Annotated in this window: 22 protein-coding genes and 1 riboswitch; of the genes, 5 read left to right on the top strand and 17 right to left on the bottom strand. The window is 47.2% G+C overall.

Features of this window, described 5'->3' with window-relative positions; genetic code table 11:
* Positions 1-312: 312 nt before the first annotated feature.
* Positions 313-2250 carry a threonine--tRNA ligase gene (gene thrS / locus HP552_RS32960; RefSeq protein ID WP_175399540.1) on the bottom strand — a complete coding sequence of 646 codons (1938 nt, stop codon included), beginning with the start codon at positions 2248-2250 and terminating at the stop codon, positions 313-315.
* Positions 2251-2692: 442 nt separating this feature from the next.
* Positions 2693-3646: a putative sporulation protein YtxC gene (locus tag HP552_RS32955; RefSeq protein WP_175399539.1), complete on the bottom strand. Its 954-nt coding sequence runs from the start codon at positions 3644-3646 to the stop codon at positions 2693-2695.
* 173 nt (positions 3647-3819) lie between these two features.
* Here HP552_RS32955 and HP552_RS32950 point away from each other — a divergent pair, with 173 nt between their 5' ends.
* The 4 genes from HP552_RS32950 (at position 3820) to HP552_RS32935 (ending at position 7283) form a co-directional block, all read left to right on the top strand.
* Positions 3820-4224, top strand: coding sequence for a hypothetical protein (locus HP552_RS32950; RefSeq protein WP_175399538.1), 405 nt, complete (start codon positions 3820-3822; stop codon positions 4222-4224).
* A gap of 303 nt (positions 4225-4527) precedes the next feature.
* Complete coding sequence (locus tag HP552_RS32945) at positions 4528-5022, top strand: cation:proton antiporter regulatory subunit (RefSeq protein WP_175399537.1); 495 nt, start codon at positions 4528-4530, stop codon at positions 5020-5022.
* 4 nt (positions 5023-5026) lie between these two features.
* Positions 5027-6265: a cation:proton antiporter gene (locus tag HP552_RS32940; protein ID WP_175399536.1), complete on the top strand. Its 1239-nt coding sequence runs from the start codon at positions 5027-5029 to the stop codon at positions 6263-6265.
* Positions 6266-6377: 112 nt separating this feature from the next.
* Positions 6378-7283: a YitT family protein gene (locus tag HP552_RS32935; protein WP_175399535.1), complete on the top strand. Its 906-nt coding sequence runs from the start codon at positions 6378-6380 to the stop codon at positions 7281-7283.
* Between the two features lie 123 nt (positions 7284-7406).
* Here HP552_RS32935 and HP552_RS32930 read toward each other — a convergent pair whose 3' ends face one another.
* From HP552_RS32930 to HP552_RS32900, 7 genes are all read right to left on the bottom strand, one after another.
* Complete coding sequence (locus HP552_RS32930) at positions 7407-8420, bottom strand: zinc-binding alcohol dehydrogenase family protein (RefSeq protein ID WP_175399534.1); 1014 nt, start codon at positions 8418-8420, stop codon at positions 7407-7409.
* Positions 8420-9382 carry an aldo/keto reductase gene (locus tag HP552_RS32925; RefSeq protein ID WP_175399533.1) on the bottom strand — a complete coding sequence of 321 codons (963 nt, stop codon included), beginning with the start codon at positions 9380-9382 and terminating at the stop codon, positions 8420-8422. The genes HP552_RS32930 and HP552_RS32925 overlap by 1 nt, the downstream gene beginning before the upstream one ends.
* 222 nt (positions 9383-9604) lie before the next feature.
* Complete coding sequence (mqnC, locus tag HP552_RS32920; RefSeq protein ID WP_175399532.1) at positions 9605-10744, bottom strand: cyclic dehypoxanthinyl futalosine synthase; 1140 nt, start codon at positions 10742-10744, stop codon at positions 9605-9607.
* Between the two features lie 371 nt (positions 10745-11115).
* Entirely contained in the window at positions 11116-12303 is a 1188-nt protein-coding gene (locus HP552_RS32915) for a trans-sulfuration enzyme family protein (protein WP_175399531.1), read from the bottom strand.
* The gene (locus HP552_RS32910; protein ID WP_175399530.1) at positions 12296-13483 is read right to left on the bottom strand and encodes a PLP-dependent transferase; all 1188 of its coding nucleotides are present in this window, start codon (positions 13481-13483) and stop codon (positions 12296-12298) included. Before HP552_RS32910 ends, HP552_RS32915 begins: the two co-directional genes overlap by 8 nt.
* A gap of 24 nt (positions 13484-13507) precedes the next feature.
* A complete protein-coding gene (metA, locus tag HP552_RS32905) occupies positions 13508-14425 on the bottom strand; it encodes a homoserine O-acetyltransferase MetA (RefSeq protein WP_175399529.1) in 918 nt (305 codons plus the stop codon).
* A 231-nt stretch (positions 14426-14656) separates the two neighbouring features.
* A riboswitch (SAM riboswitch) is annotated at positions 14657-14782 on the bottom strand.
* Between the two features lie 261 nt (positions 14783-15043).
* Positions 15044-15187: a hypothetical protein gene (locus tag HP552_RS32900; protein WP_175399528.1), complete on the bottom strand. Its 144-nt coding sequence runs from the start codon at positions 15185-15187 to the stop codon at positions 15044-15046.
* Between the two features lie 49 nt (positions 15188-15236).
* Between HP552_RS32900 and corA the strand changes: the two genes are divergently transcribed.
* The gene (gene corA, locus HP552_RS32895) at positions 15237-16172 is read left to right on the top strand and encodes a magnesium/cobalt transporter CorA (RefSeq protein WP_175399527.1); all 936 of its coding nucleotides are present in this window, start codon (positions 15237-15239) and stop codon (positions 16170-16172) included.
* Between the two features lie 101 nt (positions 16173-16273).
* Here the strand turns inward: corA and HP552_RS32890 are convergent, their stop codons facing one another.
* From HP552_RS32890 to HP552_RS32855, 8 genes are all read right to left on the bottom strand, one after another.
* A complete protein-coding gene (locus HP552_RS32890) occupies positions 16274-17275 on the bottom strand; it encodes an HRDC domain-containing protein (protein WP_175399526.1) in 1002 nt (333 codons plus the stop codon).
* Positions 17276-17455: 180 nt separating this feature from the next.
* On the bottom strand, positions 17456-18334 hold the full coding sequence (locus HP552_RS32885; RefSeq protein ID WP_217506637.1) for an ROK family protein: 879 nt from the start codon (positions 18332-18334) through the stop codon (positions 17456-17458).
* Between the two features lie 72 nt (positions 18335-18406).
* The gene (locus tag HP552_RS32880) at positions 18407-19096 is read right to left on the bottom strand and encodes an MOSC domain-containing protein (protein WP_175399525.1); all 690 of its coding nucleotides are present in this window, start codon (positions 19094-19096) and stop codon (positions 18407-18409) included.
* Positions 19097-19128: 32 nt separating this feature from the next.
* A complete protein-coding gene (locus HP552_RS32875) occupies positions 19129-20235 on the bottom strand; it encodes a phosphodiester glycosidase family protein (RefSeq protein ID WP_217506636.1) in 1107 nt (368 codons plus the stop codon).
* Positions 20236-20240: 5 nt separating this feature from the next.
* Positions 20241-21134 carry a 5'-3' exonuclease gene (locus tag HP552_RS32870; protein ID WP_175399523.1) on the bottom strand — a complete coding sequence of 298 codons (894 nt, stop codon included), beginning with the start codon at positions 21132-21134 and terminating at the stop codon, positions 20241-20243.
* Between the two features lie 366 nt (positions 21135-21500).
* Positions 21501-21866, bottom strand: a complete 366-nt coding sequence (locus HP552_RS32865; protein WP_175399522.1) for an arsenate reductase family protein — start codon at positions 21864-21866, stop codon at positions 21501-21503.
* Positions 21867-22000: 134 nt separating this feature from the next.
* A complete protein-coding gene (locus HP552_RS32860) occupies positions 22001-22987 on the bottom strand; it encodes an RluA family pseudouridine synthase (protein WP_175399521.1) in 987 nt (328 codons plus the stop codon).
* Entirely contained in the window at positions 22984-23559 is a 576-nt protein-coding gene (locus HP552_RS32855; RefSeq protein ID WP_175399520.1) for a cob(I)yrinic acid a,c-diamide adenosyltransferase, read from the bottom strand. Before HP552_RS32855 ends, HP552_RS32860 begins: the two co-directional genes overlap by 4 nt.
* Positions 23560-23717: the final 158 nt, after the last annotated feature.

Here is a 23717-nt window from a genome sequence, read left to right as displayed (position 1 = left end):
ACGCTCTGCCGTTTGTCCACATGCAGCACTGCGCTTTCCTCTTCGAATGTATACGCCCCTGCCTGATTCCAAGTTAAGATTAATCCGATGAATACGGCACAACTTGAGATCAGAACCCGTAAAAGTTTTGTTGTCATTGTGTACTGCTTTTTCATTTGAAAACCTCCCCCTTACTGCAAAGGTTTTCCAAAAAACAAAGTTGTTATACACATGGCCGATCACAGGTGTTTTCAGTAAAGGGACGACAGCGAAAAACCGCCTGCACATGGTGTAATACCCATGTTCCAGACGGCCTTCAATCAAAACGTATACTTATACTAAGCGTGTGCTAATTTCTTCTTTCAATTGAGCTACGATTTCGTCTACCGGTTTCATGCCGAGATCTCCTTCTCCGCGTTTACGCACGGATACCGATTCAGCACTGCGTTCATTCTCACCAACGACAAACATATAAGGCATTTTCTCAAGCTGTGCCTCACGGATTTTATATCCGAGCTTCTCGTTCCGCAGATCAGCTTCAGCCGAAATTCCAGCACGTTTCAGTTTTGCTTCCACTTCGCGTGCGTAATCGTCGAAGTTTCCGGATACCGGAATGACTTTTGCCTGAACTGGGGAAAGCCACAGCGGGAATGCGCCCGCAAAGTTCTCCAGCAAGAATGCAGTGAAACGTTCCATCGTACTGATTACGCCGCGGTGGATAACGACCGGACGATGTTTCTGTCCGTCATCTCCCACGTATTCCAGTTCGAAGCGTTCTGGCAGCAGGAAGTCCAGTTGTACTGTGGACAACGTTTCCTCCTTGCCCAGTGCTGTTTTGATCTGCACGTCGAGTTTTGGACCATAGAACGCTGCCTCACCTTCTGCTTCATAGAAAGGTAAGTTAAGTTCTTCCACAACTTCACGCAGCATACGCTGGGACATTTCCCACATCTCATCGTTCTGGAAATATTTCTCGGTATCCTGCGGATCACGGTAAGACAGACGGAAACGATATTCATGAATACCAAAATCCTTGTAAACCGTTTGGATCAATTCAATAACACGAGCGAATTCTTCCTTGATCTGATCCGGACGACAGAAAATGTGTGAGTCGTTCAAGGTCATCGCACGAACACGGTGCAGACCTGTCAGAGCACCAGACATCTCGTACCGGTGCATCATGCCAAGCTCGGCAATCCGAATCGGCAGGTCACGGTAGCTGTGCATACTGGACTTGTACACCATCATATGGTGCGGGCAGTTCATTGGACGGAGAACGAGTTCCTCGTTATCCATAACCATTTTCGGGAACATGTCTTCTTGATAGTGCTCCCAGTGTCCAGACGTTTTGTACAATTCCACATTACCGAGAACTGGTGTGTACACGTGCTGGTATCCAAGGCTTTCTTCCAAATCCACAATGTAACGTTCCAACGTACGACGGAGTTTGGCTCCGTTTGGCAGCCAGATTGGCAGACCTTGTCCAACCAGTTGGGAGAATGTGAACATTTCAAGTTCTTTACCCAGCTTACGGTGATCCCGTTTACGTGCTTCCTCGAGGAAGTGCAAATGCTCATCCAACTGAGCTTTTTTCACAAAAGCTGTACCGTAAATACGCTGCAGCATTTTGTTTTTGCTGTCTCCACGCCAGTAAGCACCCGCAACGTTCATCAGTTTGAACACTTTGATTTTGCTAGTCGATGGTACGTGAGGACCACGACACAAGTCGAAGAATTCACCTTGCTCATAAATAGTGATCACGCTGTCTTCTGGCAAGTCACGAATCAACTCAAGTTTGTAAGGATCGCCCACTTCTTCGAACGTTTTGATCGCGTCCTCGCGGCTAACTTCCTTACGCACAATTGGCAAGTTCTCGTTCACAATACGTTCCATTTCCTTCTCAATCTTTTGCAGATCTTCAGGATTGAGCGGGTGTTCGAGGTCCATATCATAGTAGAAACCATCTTCGATGACCGGGCCAATGCCGAGGCGTACCTCTTTGTTACCATATAAACGTTTCACTGCTTGAGCCATCAAGTGAGCTGTACTATGACGCATCACTTCAAGTCCTTCTGGTGAATCCAAAGTTACGATCTCCACCAAGGCTCCTTCGTGAAGTTTGGTGGACAAGTCAACTACGATTCCATCCAGCTTGCCTGCTACGGCGTTTTTGCGCAATCCGCTGCTAATGGATGCTGCTACGTCCTCAATACTGCTGCCATCGGCATACTCACGTACCGAACCATCCGGTAGTTTAATGTTAACTGCCATTTGTCTCATTCCTCCTGTTAATGTAACCTACGTCCATCATCATGTTAATGGACTGATGATCTATTGCTATTCCTGCACTTTGTTTGCAAAGGAACGCAAAAAACACCCGTCCCGGCAAAGGGACGAGTGTTGTATACTCGTGGTTCCACCCTAATTCAGCTGCTTCATTCTATAGTGAACGTACAGCCCTCATTGGCATGACGGTAACGGGCATGACCCGGCATATCCTTACTCACGGACCACTACCTTATTAAGGTAACATTCCTCCGTTTTCAAAACTGCAGCTACAAAGGGGTAAACCAAACGTGGCATCTGGAGGAAATTTCAGCCTGGTTTCCTCTCTCTGCACCGACCGTGCGTATGGTCCTTGTCTTTGTCAACGCTTTTGCTTGTTGGTTATTGGTTATATCTTATCCATAAAATACGTTCCATAATTCATGGATCAACAGTTATTATAATTGCCGAGATCACTTGCGTCAAGGCCTGACAGCAAACCGGAACGAAGCACTTCACATTCCGGACAGTGATGGCATATTTGCACCTTGTCCTCAAAGATCTGGCGAATCGTAGATATAATCGGCAGATCCGGTGTGCGAGTATGCAGCATTACTTTTTCAGGAGATATCGATATCAGTGTGCTTACAATCATGTCTTCAATATCCATTTCAAGCTCAAGACCCGGCATTTCCACTACGACTTGTTCATCTTTTTGCACAGGGAGCGGATTCAGCCCCGCATCCAGTACCTGAAATTCATGTGAACCTTTGTGTACCAGATGGACAAGCGGAACTTTAGCTTCCTGAAAGAACACGAAATATTTTAACAATCCCATAAATTCTTCGTATTGACGATCCATCCAAAACTCATCCAGAGCGTATTCCACCAGTTCGTGCAGCTCTTGCTTGTATTGCTTCATCCGAAAGTGGAGAATGCCCTCGAGATGAAAAAAATGAACCTCCTCCAAATCATGTCTGAGACCATTCGCGAGCGTTAAGCGGCGCTTTTCGCGAAGTCCGGGCTGATCCAGATCGCCATTGAAAAGCAAGGGCATACAGATCCGATTCACCTTTTCCACCTCATATTCGTCCATGACAGAACAGGCTTTGGAAATCATGTTTTCTACAATGGAGCGCTCCCGGGTATCCATAATAAAATCAGCCAGTCCTTTGGCAAGCAAATCACTGATTTGGGGCAGCCACTGTTGAAATTCAGCATGATTTTCATTCCCTCGGCATACCCAGGCTGCTTTGCCATCATTATGTTTGAAGGTGAGCCTGAAACCTCTTTTGCTTATATGTAAACCTTTGGTTTTTTCTTTGATGCAACGATAAAATTGATCTGCTTCCTCCTGCCCTGATACATCGGTCCATACGGCGAACAGCTCCACAAGAATCACTCCTTTCCTTCCTGTTCAAAGTATATGGCAAGGCGGATGGGGATATACGAAGCGGATTGATGGAAAGCGTGTCATGATTTCTCAGTATATTTGTAAAGGGGTTTGGAGTTACGACAAAAATGTGTTATTATTTTGATAACAGTATGTTTCACGGAAAAGGGGGGGAAGCCAAAATGAGACAACAACCAAGAATGCTCCGCAGTGCTTTAATCATCATTTTGTGTTTGTTCCAAGCGTTGTGCTTCCCTATTCCGATGCAGACAGAATCCGCTGTTGGTGTTTCCATTGATGCCACTTCCAACAAGGAAGTGTTATTGCAAATACCCGAGGCTCAGCAAAAACCTGCCATCCGCAAATATTCACAAGTGATGGTCAAGCTGATTGCAGTGACGAATAACAAGCCTGTATTTTTGGTGCTTGCCTTGTTGCTGATGCTGCGAATTCCTACTCCGCGTCTGCCCTTTAAACCGTTGATTTGTCTGTTTAAGCGCAGATTATTTCTGCTACCCATTAAATTCACCAGTATGTATTTGTCCCTCGCCCCTACTGCACCGAGATACGTAAACGCTCTTCGCTAGGCGTTGCACCGTATGTTTGGTCGCCATGCATAGAGACACCTCTGTCCAAATAGACGGTGTGCTTGTGCATAACTCATAACCCTTTCAGCAAACGTTAAATAACGACAGATTTTATTTATTAACGATATTGTATTTGTTATGTCCACTTTTGTTCAAATTTCAATGTAAACGGCTGTGTGTCAGGAGTACCTGGCTCTGTTTGCCCGCATCATTTAATGTTCCTTTCAAATACAGATCATTCTATTTTCGGGAAATAAGCCTGTCTCCTGTGGCCAGCCCTCAATTTAAGGAGGCACACTAACCATGGATGTACGCGAAACTGATTTGCCGGGAATCGGCAAAAAATTTCAGGTGGAAACGAGCAGCGGAGATAAAATTGTGATCATTATTCATGATGACGGACGTCGGGAAATGTACCATTTTGAATACGACGATCCCGATCAAAGCATCTCCATGATCACGCTTGATGATTATGAAGCCAGACAAATTGCCGCTATCGTTGGCGGATTGACTTATAAGCCAAAACAGCTGGAGAACATTGAAGTTACATTTGACGATCTGATTATCGAATGGTACAAAGTCGAATCCTCCTACGGAAGTATCGGCAAATCCATCGGTGAATTGGATGTACGTCAAAACTCTGGGGCAACGGTTATTGCCGTTGTAGAGAAAAACCACAAAAAACATATCAGCCCCGGTCCTGAGGTCGTGATTACTGCTGAATCAACAGTTGTTGCCGTTGGCGAACGCAACCAGCAGAAACTCTTCAAATCCCTCCTCCTGACCGGAAGGGGGTGAGTCGATGGATCATCTGATTTTTGAAGTGGGTCTGGCTCTCGTGCTTATTGCAGCGGCTGGACTCTTATCAGCCAAATTACGTTTTTCGGTCGTCCCGTTTTACATTCTGATCGGGATGGCCGTTGGGCCACATGCCATGAAAATATGGCATTTGGACTTCCGTTTTATTGAAAGTCAGCCTTTTATCGAATTTATGGGCCGGATCGGAATCCTGTTCCTGCTGTTTTATCTGGGACTTGAATTCTCGGTTGGTCGTCTGATCAAATCGGGTAAGTCCATTGCCGTCGGCGGTTCGATCTATATCGCGATTAACTTTACACTCGGATTGATTTTCGGATTTGCATCCGATTTCCCGCCTGCTGAAGCGCTTGTTATTGCAGGGATCACAACCATATCCTCCAGCGCCATCGTAGCCAAGGTGCTAGTTGATTTGAAACGTACGGCCAACCCGGAAACGGAAATGATTCTCGGCATTATCATGTTTGAAGACGTGTTTCTTGCCGTGTACATCTCCATCCTGTCCGGATTGGTACTCAGTGATTCATCCTCTATCGGAGGTGTCATCGTATCCGCGCTTGTTGCACTTGGATTCATGCTCATTGTTATCATTCTCGGTCGCAAAGCGACACCACTGCTCAATAAATTGCTTAAAATACGCTCCAACGAGCTGTTTTCCCTTGTGATTTTCGGTGCATTGTTCCTTGTAGCCGGGTTCTCTGAAACCATTCACGTGGCTGAAGCGATTGGTGCGTTGCTGGTTGGTCTGGTCCTTGCGGAGACAGAACATGCCAAACGGATTGAACATCTGATTCTGCCGTTCCGTGACTTTTTCGGAGCCATCTTCTTCTTCAGCTTCGGATTGTCCATTGATCCGCTGTCCCTTGGTGGCGAAGCCGTATGGCTGGCATTGATTGCTGTTGTCATTACTCTATTTGGTAACTTCCTGGCAGGCATGCTCGCCGGGCGCAGTGCAGGACTGTCTCCAAAAGCTTCTGCCAATATAGGATTAACCATTGTATCCCGTGGTGAATTCTCGATAATCATGGCCAACATGGGTAAAGCTGGTGGACTTTTACCGCTTCTCCAGCCGTTCGCCGCGCTATATGTACTGATTCTGGCCATTCTTGGACCACTGCTGACGAAAGAGTCCAAACATGTGTTTAAAATATTGGATAAAATATTCAAGTTCAAAGATCCTCGGAAAAAGAAAGAGGAACCGAAGGTTTTACAGAAAGAAGGATAACACCCGTGCCTGTGCAGAATAGGCATGTGATCGTAACCAGCGGCTCTTCGCCGATCTTTCTGTGATTAACCCAGGGAGAATGGCTCGCCAGCCGCACAAAGGAGGATGACATATGAAAGCACCTCTGATATCGGCTAATCCGGTGCCACAAACCGCCAAGACCAGAATATCATCCACTCGTCGCTTATTGAATCTTTTACTGGTGATTGTAGGCGGGATTCTGGCCTCCGTGGGACTTGAATTGTTCTTGCACCCTAATAAGATCATTATTGGAGGCATCACAGGCATATCATCTCTGTTCGCCCATTGGACCGAGATGAGGATTGGATTGTTCCTGTTTTTGTTCAATGTTCCCTTTATATTTTTATCCTACAGGCTTGTGCAAAAGAAATTTGTACTCGTTACTGTGCTGGGTCTGGTTGTCTTTTCGATCGGTGCCATCGTGCTTCATCCCATGCCGCCGCTGGTTGAACATCCACTGGCTGCCGCCATGTTCGGCGGATTATGTCTGGGTGTTGGAATCGGACTTGTGGTGCGGTATGGCGGGACACTGGATACGCTGGAAATCGGTGATCCGTCTTCCCGGCCACCTGAACGAATATTTAGCGGGAAACGGATGCTTATCGAAAAAATAATCATGCTGCTCAACTTGCTGATTCTGACAGCCGCTGGTGTTGTCTTCGGCTGGGATCAAGCCATGTACTCTGTCATTGCCTATCTCATTGCTTATGAAATGGTATATATTGCATTCCGTGGATTTTCGTCCACACGCAAACTGTACATTTTGACTACACAAAGCTCACAGGTTGAAAAAGCAGTCCGGAAACGTCTGCGCCGTGAACCCGGTTCTCCCTCACCATCTACTGATCTGGCTTCTTCCGTTCCTGCTGAAGGATGGGTTCAGAACATCCCAGGGGCATTGTACTATGAAGTTCATTTTCTGGAAATGGTCTGGTTGAAATCCATTGTGCGACATATTGATCCCCACGCGGGAATTGTCACTCATTCGGAGAAATAACCATGAATGAAGAAGGCCTGAAATAAACTAAACTCTCTCTATGCCCTGTGATATGTTACCACTCCAGGTTTAGAGAGAGTTTTTTGTTTTATCAACGTTTTTTCAATTTCTAGTGCTCCATGATTACAGTTCAACTATCGCTTTCACCACATGCGAATTTGGAAGCAACCACTTGTCCATGGAGGAAGGCAGCCGAGTGAAATGCTCCCGATGCGTAATGTACCCATCCATGCTGAGCTTCTTCTGCTGTAAGATTGACATCACCTGCTCAAAATCCGTTCGCGTAGCATTTCGGCTGCCCAGAATACTCATCTCACGTTTGTGAAATTCGGGATCATGAAACGTAATATCCGCTTTGACCAAACCTACATAAACCAATTGCCCCCCATGAGCTACATATCGAATCGCATCATTCATCGACTCTACATTACCCGTTGCATCAAATACGGCTGTAGCGTAATCTCCCTCCGTCACTTCGGCGACCTGCTCCACTGCCTGATCCGAGGCCTGAATTAGAACATCCGCCCCTGCCCAGATTCGGCTTAGTTCCAACCGGTCCCGGTTCCGATCAACGGCTATAACTCGCGCCCCTGCCTGTTTGGCAAAAGCCATTACTCCAAGGCCGATCGGTCCTGCGCCAATCACAACGACTTGTTCCCCAGGCTGCAGTCGTGCTCTTCTGACGGCATGTGCACCGATACTCAGTGGTTCAACCATCGCCGTTTCATCCAGTGTCAATCCTTCTGCCTTAATTAGATGTGAGACAGGTACACTAATTTTCTCGCGCATCCCCCCATCCACATGTACACCCATGACCTGCATGGATGCACAGCAATTGGTTTTACCGTTTCGACAGGCAATACATTGCCCACAGTGTAAATAAGGAATAATGCTTACCTGATCCCCAGCTTGAAAACCAGCTGTATTGGGGCCAATGTCGTCAATGATCCCTGCCAGTTCATGCCCCAGAATTCGTGGGTAGGTGAAAAAGGGCTGATTGCCCTTATACGCGTGCAAATCCGTCCCGCAGATTCCAATCCGTCTTATCGATACAATAGCCTCATTTTCATTACGAACGGGCTCGTCAATATCCTTTAATACCAATCGATTGATCTCTTCACACACAACGGCCTTCATCACTGTTCCTCCTTCGATGCATTCTGCAGCTGTTCGTTATACTCGGGACGACCACTTGACCAAGTCTCGTTGTGAATTGGTGCGAGAATGCGCAGTACTTCTGCCAGCATCTCTTCATCCAGCGGTTCATCTACCCATGCCGCATTATTGCGGATATTGAGTTCACTCGCACTGCTGACCAGTGTGGTTGGAATTTGTTCATTTGCCGTTGCATACTGTACAGCCAGCTTAGCGATATCCGTGCCTTGCTCTGCACAGAATTGTGCAGCTTTCAAACAGGCTCGCTTGATGCGCTCCTCTGCAGGATGCCAGGCAGGCGTGCCTCTCGTGCTTAATAAGCCCATGGATAGAGGTGAAGCATTGACAAGGCCAATTCCCTCTTTTTCCAATAGGGGCAGCAAGGACAGTAATGATGTATCATTCAATGCATAGTGGCAATACGAGATGATGGCATCTGCATCAATCTGCGGCAGCACTTTCTCGAACATGGGCAGTGGCAGTCCGCAGATCCCTGCATGACGAATCACGCCCTGCTCTTTCAAACGCAGCAAGGTTGGATAGGCTTCTTCAAGAATGACCTCTGCCGGTACAAACTCAATATCATGCAGGAAAAGAATATCAATATAATCGGTATGCAATCGGTTCAAACTCTCCTGCACACTTTCCTGAATGCGCTTACGTGAAAAATCAAACTCATTCTCCCCATAACGTCCGGCCTTGGTAGATAAAATAAAAGAACTGCGCGGCTGGCTGCGGATTGCTTCTCCAAGTACCGCCTCAGCCTTTGTCAGACCATAATAAGGGGATACGTCTATATAATTCATTCCTGCATCCAGTGCTGCATGTACCGTACGAATACCTTCTTCACGGTCAATGTCGCGAAATACAGAACCCAGAGAAGACGCCCCAAAGCTCAATACAGGTACTTCCAAACCGGTCTTTCCAAGTATTCTTTTCTTCATTGGCTTGCCCCTTCCCAGCATGTCTGTTACCCAGGTTTCTTTCATTTTATCAGTTCAATATCATTATAAAATATCGTCAAATGCGTAATATGTACTCTTTCATGACCTGGGACAGATCTTAAGAGGGAGTAACCACCAGCAGTAACCAACAAAAAGACCACTGATCCCCATAATATGAGTAACCAGTGATCTTTAATTTTAACACCTATGGATATAAACTTATTAGTTCTGCATGACAAAATCTTGCTGAACAGAGTTCTCTTCTTCATCAAACATGCGCAAAATATCATATCTCGTATTGCGCTGTGCCGGAATATAACCAGCCTCACGAATAAGTTGCAGGATTGAGCCAATGTTGACTTTGTATGTAGCACCTGCAGCAGATACCACATTCTCTTCAATCATCGTGCTGCCGAAATCATTGCAGCCAAATTCGAGTGATTTTTTACCAATTTCTGGACCCATGGTTACCCATGAAGATTGAATGTTTTTGATATTATCGAGTACAAGTCGGCTGATCGCAACCGTCTTCAGATACTCTTCCGGCGTTTGGCGCTCCAGTTTCAGATTCGTATTATCCGGTTGGAACGTCCACGGAATGAATGCGAGGAAACCTTCCGAGTCATACTTGTTGGCAATACACTCGTCCTGGGCCTCACGCACACGAAGCAAATGCAGCGCACGCTCTTCCATCGATTCACCCAATCCGATGACCATTGTTGCTGTTGTGTTCATTCCGATCCGGTGTGCGGTTTGCATCACGTCCATCCAGTCGCGCCATGAACCCTTCAAACGGCTGATTTTGCGGCGTGTACGGTCATCCAAAATTTCAGCGCCTCCACCTGGCAAGGAGTCCAGTCCAGCTTCGTGAATGGCACGAACCACTTCTTCCAATGTAAGGCCATCAGATACTTCTACCATTTTCATAATTTCAGCTGGCGAGAAGGAGTGCATTGTAATGTCAGGAAAACGTTCCTTGATAGCTTTCAGCAGGTCCGTGTAATAGCTGAAAGGAAGGTTAGGGTTTGTTCCGCCCTGCATCAGAATCTCGGTCCCGTTCACATCTTGTGTTTCCTGAATTTTCTGGAAGATCACTTCATCTGGTAATACATACCCTTCGTCTGATCCAGGTCTGCGATAGAAAGCACAAAAACGGCAGTACACATCACACACGTTGGTGTAGTTGACGTTACGCCCGATGACAAATGTTCTGTATGGTTCAGGATGCATGCGTTTCATAATAACATTGGCAGCTGCCCCGATTTTGTCGACTTCGTTCGATTCAAACAGCTGAATCGTGTCTTCCAGGTCTAAACGTTCGCCCCGAAGGGCTTTATCTAAGATACGGTCTACCGTACTCATCGTAAAAAAGCCTCCCTCATGAAGAGAAATATGTTCACGATCCGTCCCGACTTGTATATTTGCCAGCCTGATGCATAATTCGATTCCAAACGCTTGCGTACAAGATCTAGACGAATTGGACCGTTTCGATCCATATCTTTGTAATTAAAAGACTGTTTCTTTGGATTTATGCAAAAGACGCAGGGCTTGCAAGTTCTGGTGGCAACATCGCATTTCTGTACTCTGTCTATCGTAACACAGGTTACATGTGAAAAAAAGCACCTTATGAACAGGTGCTTTAAAAATAAGTAAACATATTTACATATTCATTCTATTATAATTCCAGCTCTTTTAGACTTAACTGTGTTTGTAACTCATTCAGAACGTATCTATTATGATTCCTGGAGAGCTTGATCCAGATCAGCAATCAGATCGTCAATATCTTCCAAGCCAACAGAGAAACGCAGCAATCCGTCGGTAATTCCGCGATCTCGTCGAACCTCAGCAGGCATGGCTGCATGCGACATCATAGCAGGATAGGACAGAATACTCTCTACCGCACCGAGACTGACCGCAACGATTGGAAGCTTGACTCGATTCAGCACTGCTTTGGCACGATCACCTGAGCCAACATCAAATGAGACAACCGCCCCATATCCCGTGGACTGGCGCTCGTGAGCCTCACGGCCCGGATGATCCAGCAGTCCCGGATAGTATACGGCCGTAATATCACTTCGTCCGCTGAGCCAAGCCGCCAGCTTGGCTGTGCTCTGTTCACTGTGTGCCATACGGGCTCCAAGTGTCTTCATGCCGCGCATCAAAAGCCAGGATTCTTGAGCTCCGAGCACGGTACCAAGCCCATTTTGAAGCTGCTTGAGTTGTCTTCCCAGCGATTCGGTACGGGCAACCGCAAGTCCTGCAAGCACGTCACTGTGTCCGCCCAGAAACTTGGTTGCGCTATGTACGACAATATCCACGCCAAGCTCAATCGGGCGCTGATAATATGGCGTCATGAATGTGTTATCAAGAATTGTAATCAGTTCATGTTCCTGTGCCCAGGATGTGACAGCAGCGATGTCTGTAATCCGGAGCGTTGGGTTTGAAGGTGTCTCCATATATACAGCTTTCGTATTCGGTTTAATGGCCGCTTTCACTTCTTCGATATTGGTCATATCCACAAACGTCGTCTCAATTTGCATCCGGCTAAGGATCGACGTGAGCAGGCGATATGTTCCCCCATACACATCTTCCGTCACAATCATGTGGTCTCCTGCCGAGAACATAAGGAATACACTGGAGATCGCAGCCATACCTGAAGAGTAAGCGAATCCCCGGGCCCCGCCCTCAAGCAGGGTGATGTAATCTTCCAATGCCTGTCGTGTAGGATTACCTGAACGGCTGTAATCATGCTGCGGTGGATTAAAGATGTCAAAATGATGGAAAGTGGACGCCTGATAGATCGGCACACTGGAAGCACCAGTCGTTTTATCTACTTCGTCACCGAAATGCAGCAGCTTGGTATCAAATTTCAATTCAGGTGAATGATCATTGGAATTGGGCTTGTTGTTCTGCTCACTCATGATGTACGCCTCCTTCAACCTCGCGCTGTGCAGCTTCCAGGGCGTTGCCCAAATCTGCAATCAGGTCGTCTGCATGCTCAATACCAACGGAGAACCGCAGCAAACGATCATCGACACCCACAGCATCACGTATCTCAAGTGGTATATCCGCATGCGTCTGCACAGCAGGATACGTCATCAACGATTCAACCCCGCCAAGACTCTCGGCAAAAGCTATCAGCTTGATATGTCGCAGCAATGGTTCAACATAACGGGCATCCTTGACTTTAAATGAGAATATGCCTGTATTACCTCTGGACTGTTTTTTCTGTACTTCATATCCTGGATGATCCGACAAACCCGGATGATACACTTCACCCACAGCTGGATGTTCCAGCAGATATTTGGCAATGGTGAGTGAATTATACTCATGACGCTCCATCCGAAGCGCCAAAGTCTTCATGCCTTTCATTAACTGATAGGAATCGCTTGGAGATAACACTGCACCAATGGAGTTATGCAGGAATGCCATTTCGGCCGACAACTCTTCACCCTTGGTAATGATCAATCCAGCCAGCACATCGTTGTGTCCACCCAGATATTTGGTTGCGCTATGGATAATAATATCTGCTCCGAGCTCAATAGGACGTTGGAAAAATGGAGTCAGCAGCGTATTGTCCACGATGGTCAGCAGGTTATGGCTTTTCGCCCAAGCGCTGACCGCCTCGATATCCGTAATCATCATAAGTGGGTTGGTTGGCGTCTCGATAAATACGGCCTTGGTATTCGGCTGACGAATACTTTCCATTGCCGCTATATCATTGGTGTCCACATAACTTGCGGTCACGCCGAAACGGGACAGGATGCGCTCAAGCAAACGATACGTTCCTCCATACAGATCCAGCGATACAATCAGATGATCTCCCTGTCCAAACATCGCAAAGATGGTTTGCAGGGCTGCCATGCCCGAACTACAGGCAAAACCAGCATCGCCAGATTCCAGTGCAGCTGCTGCTTCTTCTAACACCTTACGGGTTGGATTAGTTGTACGAATATAATCAAAACCTGTGCTCTGTCCAAGCTTCGGATGACGAAACGCTGTCGATTGATAGATTGGAAAATTCACGGCACCTGTCACCGGTTCATTAACGGACCCGATTTGAGCCAAGCGGCTCTCGATTTTCAACTTATTGTCTTCCATTGCAGCATCCTCCTGTAATCTCGATTAGATTTGCGGGCCAATGTCGTAAGGCGTTTCCTGGTACACATAGTAATTGAGCCAATTAGAGAATAATAAGTTTGCATGTGCCCGCCAGGTTGCCGGAGGAACACGGGATGGATCGTCGTTTGGAAAATAGTGCTTTGGCAAGGCGATATCCAATCCTTTGGATGCATCACGGTCATATTCCCATTTCAGAGACAATGGATCATACTCTGCATGCCCTGTCACAAAAATTTGCTTGCCGTCTTTGGTTGCAACCAGGAAGATGCCTGCTTCCTCTGATTCAGCCAAAATTTCGAGCTTTTCGTTTTTCTCAATATCCTCACGCCGCACTTCAGTGTGACGGGAATGAGGAACGTTAAACACTTCATCAAACCCACGCAGCAGCGGCACATGAGATTTGTTGATCGTATGTGGAAATACGCCAAAGCACTTCTCATCCAGCGCGACCTTAGGTACATCAAAATGATGGTACAGTCCAGCCTGGGAAGCCCAACATATATGCATGGTCGAAGTCACATTGGTTTTGGTCCACTCGAAGATTTCCTGAATTTCCTTCCAATAATTGACGTCTTCGAAATCCATCTGCTCCACCGGTGCACCTGTAATGATCATCCCGTCAAAACGGCGATGTTCAATCTCGTCAAAGGTTTTGTAGAAAAGATTCAGATACTCCTGTGACGTGTTCTTCGACGTATGCGATTTGGGATGTACCAGGACGATATCCACTTGAATCGGGGTGTTCCCCACGAGACGCAGCAGCTGGGTTTCTGTCGTTTCTTTGGTAGGCATCAGGTTTAATATAGCAATGCGTAGTGGACGAATATCCTGCTGATAAGCATGTGTCTCGTCCATGACAAAAATGTTCTCTCCTGCAAGGACTTCCTTGGCAGGCAATGTGTCTGGTATTTTGATTGGCATGATGTACAACTCCTCCTTGTGCATAGATAGATGCAGCCCGCTGGCTTGATGTGTTCGCGTCAATTCAGCGTTAGGCAGCCATGAGCTTGTCTACAGGGATGGTTGGAATTGAAACCCTCACATGTGACAAACTCAAGTTTCGTAGCGAAAATCAGTGCTGAGAAGTCGGTGCATATAACAAAGACCTTTCTCGGATTCCGAGAAAGGTCATATGTAAATAGATATGCGCCTCTCTCATCTCTCAGTTACAACAGTGTCTCCTTGGACACTTAGTCGCTGCAAGAATTAGCACCGTGCGGTATACCGCCGGTTGCCGGGTTTCATCGGGCCAGTCCCTCCACCTACTCTTGATAAGATTTCGCCATATTCAATTGTGTGCTTAGTGTGGTTCACCGTCTACTTTAAAACATTAATCCTCTCACGTCAAGCATGTAGTTTTGTGTCTGTTCATGTAGGCCGGAACCGTTTGTCTCTCGCTGTCATACACTGCTTCAGGGCGCGAAATAGACACATTTTTGCGCTTGAAAGCACCATGTACCAGCGGTATACTAAACAAGTGTTGCATACCCTTATGTGAGAGGTGACATATTCAATGGATGGCGACCCGAGGCCTGACTGTCAGCCGTATTCCGACAAACTGCATAGAGAATTGACATCAGCATGCCGGCAGCGGGACGTTACTTCCGTTTGTTTATAGAGCGAACGCAGTCCTGACCTCCAGGCTCCGCTGCCGACCGGCTGATCTGTTCTTTTTGCGCCCATATTGATGAAAATCCGCCTGTTTGGCGGGTGCAGAAGGAGTGGATGAACGATGAAAATCCGGTTGGTAAACAACGGTGTATTTATCCCGGTGGACGATATCCAGCAGGCGCTGACGCCACCAGCAGAGGGATTTTACTGGATCGATGCAGACGTGGATGATCTGGCGGTGCTTCAACCGCTGTTTATGATGCATGATCTGGCTGTAGAGGACTGTTTGAGTGATGAAGAACAGCGCCCGAAGATTGAAATTTATGAGAGCCATTATTTTATTGTAATCAACAGTATTCGTTTTGATGATGAAGAGATCTTTTTACGTGCCGTCAACCTGTTTCTTGGCAGACATTTTATCATCAGTGTGACGAAGCAGAAAGTCAGCGAACTTCGTACATTGAAGCCAATTCTGTGGGAACAGGAAGTCAGTACACCCGATCGTCTCCTGTATCTGCTGGTCGACTTGATTGTGGATAACTACTTTACGGTCGGAGACCGGATTGAAGCACGCATCGAGAAGCTCGAAGAAGATATTCTGATGCACACCAAGAAATCCCATCTGAATGAAATTATCGGGCTGCGCAGTGAGATTCTGTGGCTCAAAAAGGTGCTGGGGCCTCAAAAAGAGGTTATTAATACGCTCAATAAAAAAGACTTGCGGCTGATCGATGATCAACTGCAAAAGTACTTCAGTGACATCTATGAGAATGCCGTGAAAATATCGGAGACATTTGAGACCTATCGGGACCTGATGGGGAACTTGCGAGAAGCTTACCAATCCAGTATCGCCAACCGGGCGAATGAAATCATGCGTGTGTTTACCGCCATTACAACGGTGTTCATGCCCCTGACGGTCATCACCGGGATCTACGGGATGAACTTCACGAACATGCCTGAGCTGGACTGGAAGTATGGATATTTTGTCGTCATTGGCCTGATGGTAACCCTGGGCTTAAGCATGTTCTTTATTTTCCGTAAAAAAGATTGGATTTGAACTGAACGTACCAAATAGAAAGACGAAGCGCTCCTTTTCAGGGAGAGACTGCTTCGTCTTTTTTGGCTTTTGCGTAACTTTTGTCACTCTATCTTTGGTTCTTATCCAGCATTCCGCTCCGCCTCTGCATGTCTCCGGAACCGAATGCGTATCATGCGCAATCTCTCATATACCTGCTCCAGATTACCTCCACCTGGCTTATCTCCACCATAAACTTTATGTAATACGGGTTTCAGGAAGCTATCTCCTAGTTCTTCGTATGCATTCCAAACGGCCTCCTGCTCCTGCTCGGGCATGACCGCGAGTTCCGCGTCCAAAAGACTATCCGTTTCATAGCCTTCCAGATCAAGTGTCTCCAGCAGTTCGATTAGCTCCCTGCGGGACAATCCGGAGCGATTCACAATCTCTTCAAGCGTGTATCCTTCCTTCATGCCCTCAAGCACCTGCTTGCGGGTGGTGAACTTGTCCAGCTCCTGCTTGTATTTCTGCTCTTTCTGTTTGTATAACCAGCTCTCATATTCATCTTCGGACAAAACAGACTGTACCCAATCGAGAGGAAATGCGGTCGAACGTTCTACCCCGCTCGTAAGCTCCATCCACTCCTGCCCATATTCATTTGCCTTGCTCTCCCCAACACCCGGTAACTGCATCAGCTCATCCATCGTTTGTGGAACAAATGCGCTGATCATGCGCAGCAAACGATTCGTTGCAATAAAATAGGGCGCCTTCCGGTCAGCTGCGGCTCTCCTTCTACGCCATGTGCACAGATCTGCATACAGCTCTTCATTCCCATAACGTTCACTATAACAATGGAGACGCTGTCCCCCATAACTGCGTGACTTTAAATCCTCACTTTCGTGAAAGAGTCCCTGAATCAGTGGACGATATCCTTCGCTCATCTGGATCGCCAACTGGTGGCGGTAAATATGAAGCAGTTCATCCCATGAGCTCCCCTCATACCAGCTGCTGTCTTCTCGATCCCCTTCCTCATAACGACTCCACCCAAGGTGCCAGGCACCTTCTTCCTCGCCAATCCATAACTGAGCGTGTTCTTCATGCTGACCGGACAATTTGGACAATCTGTTCATAAAAATAACTTCCATTGGTTTCCCCTCCTCAATATTGCAGCTATTCACAGTTAAATGAGCCGCCTTCGGGCAACAAAAAAAACACCTCTCCTGCAAATTCATGCAAGAGAGGTGCTTCCTCATTAACCGTATTATGCTGTTGCTCATATCTTACCACAATGGAAAAATTCGTCAACCATTTGATGATAAAAGTATTTACTTGATCAATGCCAATTTTGCCAAAGCCAGCGAGCCGCACAGTCCGGCGTTATCGCCCAGACCTGGCGGAACAACATACTCGTCGATACCGGAGTGAAGAGCAGGGTGCTGAACATATCCAGCCAACAGCTCCTGCAATTTGCTGCGTACCATAGGGAAAAGATGCTCCTGCTTCATCACACCGCCACCCATTACAATTTTTTGCGGAGAGAGAATTAGTACATAATTCATGAGTGCGTGTGCCAGATAGTGAGCTTCAATCTCCCAGGCTTTGTGATCTGCGGGCAGTTCGTATGCTGGCTGCTCCCAACGTTTGTTGATCGCCGGGCCAGCTGCAAGGCCTTCCAGACAATCCCCATGGTACGGACAGAAGCCTTCATATGTATCCTCAGGATGTCTGCGCACAATAATATGACCCATCTCAGGGTGAGACAAACCATGCACCATTTTGCCGCCTACAACGGCACCAGCACCGATCCCTGTTCCAACAGTAATATAAAGGCAGCTCTCAAGCCCCTGTGCTGCTCCCCAGGTCGCTTCGCCGAGCGCCGCCCCGTTCACATCCGTATCAAATGTCATCGGCACATCAAAATGTTCCTTGAGTTTGCCAATGAGATCATACTGACCCCAATGAGGCTTCGGTGTAGTTGTAATGTAACCATAGGTAGGACTTCCTTCAATCGGGTCAATCGGGCCAAAAGAGCCTACACCCAAGGCTTCGATCCCCTTGCCTTCAAAAAATGCGATAACTTGCGCCATCGTTTCTTCCGGTGTCGTTGTAGGAAAGCTTACCCGTTCAAGCACCTCTCCGTTTTCTGTACCGATACCACATACAAATTTGGTTCCTCCAGCTTCAATTGCGCCTAAAATCGTCAAGTTAGTCACACTCCCAAGTTAGTTTAAAATGGAATTCATTTTTTTGTTTCTGGACGATGATATGGTGAAGAACTATTGCCCGCTCTCCAGCTTGTCCAAACGTTTCAATAACGTCTGCCTCCAGCTATCTGACAGCTCTGGAATGGCCAGTAGTGCACCCATTCCCGCAGCATCCTTCCTCCCCTGATGCATGATTCGGTTGGCTTCAAGAACAGTCATGGATGCAGGATTGGTGCGGATTCGCCGCAATGCAGAGGCAGGTGCCACTTCCCCCTCCTGCAGCACACGAAAATAAAATCCGGTATAGCCGCTCTCCTGAAAATATACAGGCAGCTCTTTGAAATCATACCGGGCAGCGAGCTTGAAGCAGGGTTGTCTTGGCTGGCTAATCTGTACCGCGGCTCCGCCAAGTTCAAATACATCACCAATCCGTACTTGATCCTCAGGACACCCTTTAACCGTCAAATTTTCACCAAAGGCTCCCCAGTCCAGCTTGCGATTCATCAGTTGTTCGAGCACAGAATATCGACTGTAATCGTATACACAAACAGCCTTATCCGGTCCCCCGTGATTCACCAGATCCGCCTGGGCATCTCCCGTCATTCCAGTGAATGACAGGAAAACCGGGCCGGATACGGGATGTTTCACAATGCCGCTGAGCACTTCACGCTTCTGGCCAGGCAGGGGCTGAGGCTGTCCCACATTGATGGCAAGAACAGCTGTATCCTGCTCCGCTGGCTGTTGATCAGGTGTGAGTGTCATCTGCTTCATACCTCCCATTCATAAACTGTTCTTTAACGGACTGAGCCACCAAAAACAAGTGTATTACTTAACAGACGCCCTGGTGATGTCAGCATCTTACCACCCGCATACATCCCTGAGGATGCACCACCATCCAGATTCATCGCCTGCTTGGCACCCAGCTTCTGCATGACTGCCGCCCACTCTTTGATTGTCGCTCCCGAAACGGTTGCCAGCATGATCGAACCGTCTGCCATGATGGCAATCCCGCTTCTGGCCCCCGAGGCATTCAGAATTTTGGTATCCTTGAAGCCTTCGCTTATTGGATTCACGGCGATTTTACCGTCTTTCACCAGACGGGGGCCAGCACCAACGGCAGTAACCACATCCTGCCAAGGGATTTCTTTGCCTGCTGCATTGGTATACTTATAATTCATTTCCACTGTTGAACCTACGGTGAAGCGGTCGGCAGAGGATTTCTGATTGCCCGTGAAGACCAATACAGACCCGTTCTTCGGAATCGCCACATTGTTATTTGCCACTTTTTTGGTGACAATCCCTTTTTCCATCACAACCGCAATACCGCCTTTAAATCCGACCTTTGGGCCGCGTTCTGGGGTGTACAGCATGGAAATGCTCGCACTCGCGGAAGGCGTACGGTTGATGAATGTTGCATACCAGCTGCGTGATTTACCTGTTGAATCGGTAACTTTGCCTGTAAGACTTACCTGAAGTGAATCCATAATGGCTGTACCATCTTCCTTAAAACCAATCGTTGTTCCGTATCGCCCAATATGTATAACTTTTCCATTTGCTATTAACATGCCGTAAGGATCTGGTGCTCCATTGTAAGCTTCAAAAAAAGCGCCGTTAATGGCAGCTTGGGCGCCATAAGCTTTCACAATTGAAGGCAATGTGGCCGTTTGACCCACCTGTTTTTTGGCTAATCCTACAGTCACCGGTGTTCCTTTGGGAATGCTTACCGTTTGTACGGTGAAATTTCGTCCTGCTGCTTTTACTTTCTGTACTTTGGTGCTGATTGCCGCTTTTGCATCAGCTGTTTGCGGAGCGCTTACTGCGCCTGATAGTAATACCGGCAAAGCCAGGACGAGGGCCATAGCCCCTGTCCACCACTTTCTACCGGCCCGTTTTGTCTGCATGTTGCTCACCCTATTGCCACTCCCATCCAAGAGCCCAGGCTCTTCATCTCAAGTTGTTCAAACTTGTCCATCACCATATCCGGATCAAGACGCAATTCACATACATCCAGTGCACAGGCAACCGGAACAGCGCAGTGAATCTCTGCCAGTTTGCGGGACAGGTGCAGCATGTCGAGATCGTTCTCGATCTTGCTGCGCACCGAAGGTGTCAGCTTATCCAGATTATCCAGGATTCCCTCAATAGAGCCGTATTCCTGCACAAGCTTCAGAGCCGTTTTCTCACCAATACCACGTACACCCGGATAATTGTCACTTGCATCTCCCATCAGACCCTTCATATCAATCACTTGACGAGGTGTCAGCTGCTTCTCTGCCATGAGAGATTCAGGGGTGTATACCATGTAGTTGCCATGACCCTTTTTCATAATAATAATGCTTGTGCGGTCATTGATCAGCTGCAGCATATCGTGGTCACCGGTCAGCACCATCACGTTCATCTCGGTCTGCTCGGTGTAATACTTGGCCAGTGTACCGATGCAATCATCGGCTTCATATCCCTCTGCTCCAATATTTGGAATACCCAGGCTGTCCATAACCTCACGGATCAGTGCAAACTGGGGAATCAAATCATTCGGTGCTTCTGGGCGATTGCCTTTGTATGCCGCATATTCTTCACCGCGAAACGTCTTGCCTCCCATATCCCAGCAGCATACCACATGACTTGGTCCGAAAGTCTGAACCGCATCCCAGAAATAACGGATAAATCCGTATACCGCGTTGGTTGGCAATCCTGCCTTTGTACGTCTGATATATCCGCTTGCAGATGTCGCGTAGAATGCCCGGAACAACACTGCCATACCGTCTACCAGCAACAAAGTAGGTTCATTACGTTGATTCACTTGATTTTGTTCTCTCCTATCCTGGTTCTATATAACTCAAACTAACGAATTACACTAGACCACTCCAATTGCAGTACCATCTTCCGATCACTGTTATCCCCTGATTTTTTTGAATCCCTTCTCCAAAGGGAAAAATCAGGGGATAAAGGCGAACGCTCCGCTTCTCCAGATTGGTTCTGCACTTTCCGTTCCCATGTAAATGTTAAATTCAACTTATATAGCAAATAAAATATCGAAACTAATTCTATCATTATAGCATAGTTCCGCCAAGCATCGTTCAGCCAAAAAAGCCCTGAATTTTGAACAATTCAGGGCTGGTATTGCCACTTCATATAGAATCGGACAAACACACTAATCGGTCCTTATTTATGCGTTGGTCCATTCCTGTTCATACGTATCTTCCTTGAATCCCACAGTCACCTTTTCCCCATCCGTAACAATTGGACGTTTAATCAGACGACCATTGGAAGAGAGCAGACGAATCTGTTCTTCTGAAGACATGCCAGGCAGCTTGTCCTTCAATTGCTGCTCCTTATACACCTCACCACTTGTATTAAAAAACTTCTTCACTTCAAGTCCGCTCTTCTGAATGAGATCGGTTAATTCGGCTTCGGATGGCGGTGTGTCGAAAATGGGGATTAACTCCAGCTCATGTCCTTGAGCTTCAAGCCATTTTACAGCTTTGCGGCAAGTGCCGCATTTGGCATACTGGTATACTTTCAGATTACTCATTACAAATGTTCCTCCTAGAGCTGCTCCGGTTTTGATTTCTCGCTTCCCTTGGTTTGCTTCGCAAATTCAAAAGTCACTCCAAATCGATACCATCGCAATACGTCTAAAAATGATTAAAACTATAGATTCGAAAACTACTTCAACTCTTCTCGGGGAGCTGCCTCATCATTCAAACGCTTCTCCAGTGCAGCCATATCTGCAGGAAGCGGTGCATGGAACGTCATGCGTTCCTGTGTAAGGGGATGTACAAACGACAGCTCGCAGGCATGCAATGCCTGGCGATTGATCCACAAGTCCCGTTCTTCTCGCAATGCAGCCGTCTGCTCATCAATCTCATCTGCAGGTAGTGTCTTGTACATTCGATCGCCGATCAGCGGACATCCGACAGACGTCATATGTACACGAATCTGATGGGTTCTGCCGCTCTCCAGCTTCAGGTTTACCGCACTTGCAGTCCCACCAGCCCACCTTGTTATCGTGGTGTATAGTGTTCTCGCTGCGTAACCGTCAGGCGTGACAATACGTCGATGGGGCTCCTCGGGATCACGGTCGATGGCACCATCAATGGAACCCTGCTCAGGAACTGGGGATCCATGGACAAAAGCGATATACTTTTTATCCACCGTTCCTGCGATCATTTGTTCAGACACATGCTGGTGCACGTACGGATTTTTGGCAATGGCCAGTACCCCGGATGTCTCCTGATCCAATCGATGAATAGGCCTAAAGCGGAAACGTTCTCCTTTGGACTTCCAGTAATGAACAACCCCATTGGCTAATGTCCCTGTATAATGTCCATGTGTCGGATGCACAATTACGCCGGCATCCTTGTTAACGATGAGCAGATGCTCATCTTCGTACAAAATGGTAAAAGGAATGGACTCTGGCAGAATGTCATCGGATTCCTCCTGTTCCATTCGAATCTCCAGTACATCGCCTGCGGATACTTTGACGCTGATATACACGCGTTCTCCATTTAACATGACTCCCTGCTCCGTGAGCTTAAGCCTTGATAAGAGCTTGCGTGACACCTGCAGCCGACGCTGAAGCACGGTTTTCAGCAGCCAGCCATCTTCCTGTTCAGGAATCGTGTAGACGATTGGCGAATAATATCCGCTCATTCTTTGCGGCGGAACACTTTTTTGCTCCGTACATATTCAATATCCGACACCTGCTGTCTGGCATTGGCGGTCCGTGCTACAACGAAAAAATAATCCGACAGGCGGTTCAAATAACGACGTACCGAAGGATTAATATCTGTATGCTGCCCCAATGTTACGGCACGGCGTTCTGCACGGCGGCATACCGTACGGCATACATGAAGTGCTGAAGACAGCGGACTGCCGCCAGGGATAATAAACCGTTCCACTTTGGGGTTCTCTGCATCGTACTGGTCTATCCATTGTTCAAGCCGGGTAACCATGTCATCCCGTACCTTGTACTTGGTTTCGCTAATTTTCACAAATGCCAGATCCGACCCGCAATCAAACAATTCCTGCTGTACCTCCAGCAAATGTTCGCGCAAATCCTCGAATTTCCCCTCTGCATCATCAATCAGACTGATCGCCTGGCCGACAAAACAATTCAACTCATCTATAGTGCCATAAGCTTCCACCCGGTCATCATCTTTGATAACCCGTCCACCGATGACCGAAGTTTGTCCTTCATCACCTGTTCGTGTATAGATGCCCATTTGCCATCCCTCCAAACGTTTAATTTTAATTCACATGGCAGAATATTAGGTTAATTCGGTTCATTTTTGTATTCATGCCTTCTAACTTCAACTTAACCAGTATACTTGACCTCAGATGGTTACGGAAATGCATTTTTTTCAGAAACCGGTTGTACCCT

The sequence above is a fragment of the Paenibacillus xylanilyticus genome (genome assembly GCF_013359935.1).
In the GTDB taxonomy this organism is placed as follows: domain Bacteria; phylum Bacillota; class Bacilli; order Paenibacillales; family Paenibacillaceae; genus Paenibacillus; species Paenibacillus xylanilyticus.
This window is presented reverse-complemented; position numbering and strand designations above follow the sequence as displayed.

What these genes read in the sequence shown, in the direction of transcription:
- HP552_RS32890 (WP_175399526.1), bottom strand. Translation starts at nt 17,275, where the DNA reads ATGGAAGTTATTTTTATGAACAGATTGTCCAAATTGTCCGGTCAGCAT.
- HP552_RS32935 (WP_175399535.1), top strand. Translation starts at nt 6,378, where the DNA reads ATGAAAGCACCTCTGATATCGGCTAATCCGGTGCCACAAACCGCCAAG.
- HP552_RS32875 (WP_217506636.1), bottom strand. Translation starts at nt 20,235, where the DNA reads ATGCAGACAAAACGGGCCGGTAGAAAGTGGTGGACAGGGGCTATGGCC.
- mqnC (WP_175399532.1), bottom strand. Translation starts at nt 10,744, where the DNA reads ATGAGTACGGTAGACCGTATCTTAGATAAAGCCCTTCGGGGCGAACGT.
- HP552_RS32865 (WP_175399522.1), bottom strand. Translation starts at nt 21,866, where the DNA reads ATGAGTAATCTGAAAGTATACCAGTATGCCAAATGCGGCACTTGCCGC.
- HP552_RS32925 (WP_175399533.1), bottom strand. Translation starts at nt 9,382, where the DNA reads ATGAAGAAAAGAATACTTGGAAAGACCGGTTTGGAAGTACCTGTATTG.
- HP552_RS32910 (WP_175399530.1), bottom strand. Translation starts at nt 13,483, where the DNA reads ATGGAAGACAATAAGTTGAAAATCGAGAGCCGCTTGGCTCAAATCGGG.
- HP552_RS32900 (WP_175399528.1), bottom strand. Translation starts at nt 15,187, where the DNA reads ATGGGCGCAAAAAGAACAGATCAGCCGGTCGGCAGCGGAGCCTGGAGG.
- HP552_RS32930 (WP_175399534.1), bottom strand. Translation starts at nt 8,420, where the DNA reads ATGAAGGCCGTTGTGTGTGAAGAGATCAATCGATTGGTATTAAAGGAT.
- HP552_RS32855 (WP_175399520.1), bottom strand. Translation starts at nt 23,559, where the DNA reads ATGGGCATCTATACACGAACAGGTGATGAAGGACAAACTTCGGTCATC.
- HP552_RS32950 (WP_175399538.1), top strand. Translation starts at nt 3,820, where the DNA reads ATGAGACAACAACCAAGAATGCTCCGCAGTGCTTTAATCATCATTTTG.
- metA (WP_175399529.1), bottom strand. Translation starts at nt 14,425, where the DNA reads ATGCCAATCAAAATACCAGACACATTGCCTGCCAAGGAAGTCCTTGCA.
- HP552_RS32945 (WP_175399537.1), top strand. Translation starts at nt 4,528, where the DNA reads ATGGATGTACGCGAAACTGATTTGCCGGGAATCGGCAAAAAATTTCAG.
- HP552_RS32915 (WP_175399531.1), bottom strand. Translation starts at nt 12,303, where the DNA reads ATGAGTGAGCAGAACAACAAGCCCAATTCCAATGATCATTCACCTGAA.
- corA (WP_175399527.1), top strand. Translation starts at nt 15,237, where the DNA reads ATGAAAATCCGGTTGGTAAACAACGGTGTATTTATCCCGGTGGACGAT.
- HP552_RS32940 (WP_175399536.1), top strand. Translation starts at nt 5,027, where the DNA reads ATGGATCATCTGATTTTTGAAGTGGGTCTGGCTCTCGTGCTTATTGCA.
- HP552_RS32880 (WP_175399525.1), bottom strand. Translation starts at nt 19,096, where the DNA reads ATGACACTCACACCTGATCAACAGCCAGCGGAGCAGGATACAGCTGTT.
- thrS (WP_175399540.1), bottom strand. Translation starts at nt 2,250, where the DNA reads ATGGCAGTTAACATTAAACTACCGGATGGTTCGGTACGTGAGTATGCC.
- HP552_RS32860 (WP_175399521.1), bottom strand. Translation starts at nt 22,987, where the DNA reads ATGAGCGGATATTATTCGCCAATCGTCTACACGATTCCTGAACAGGAA.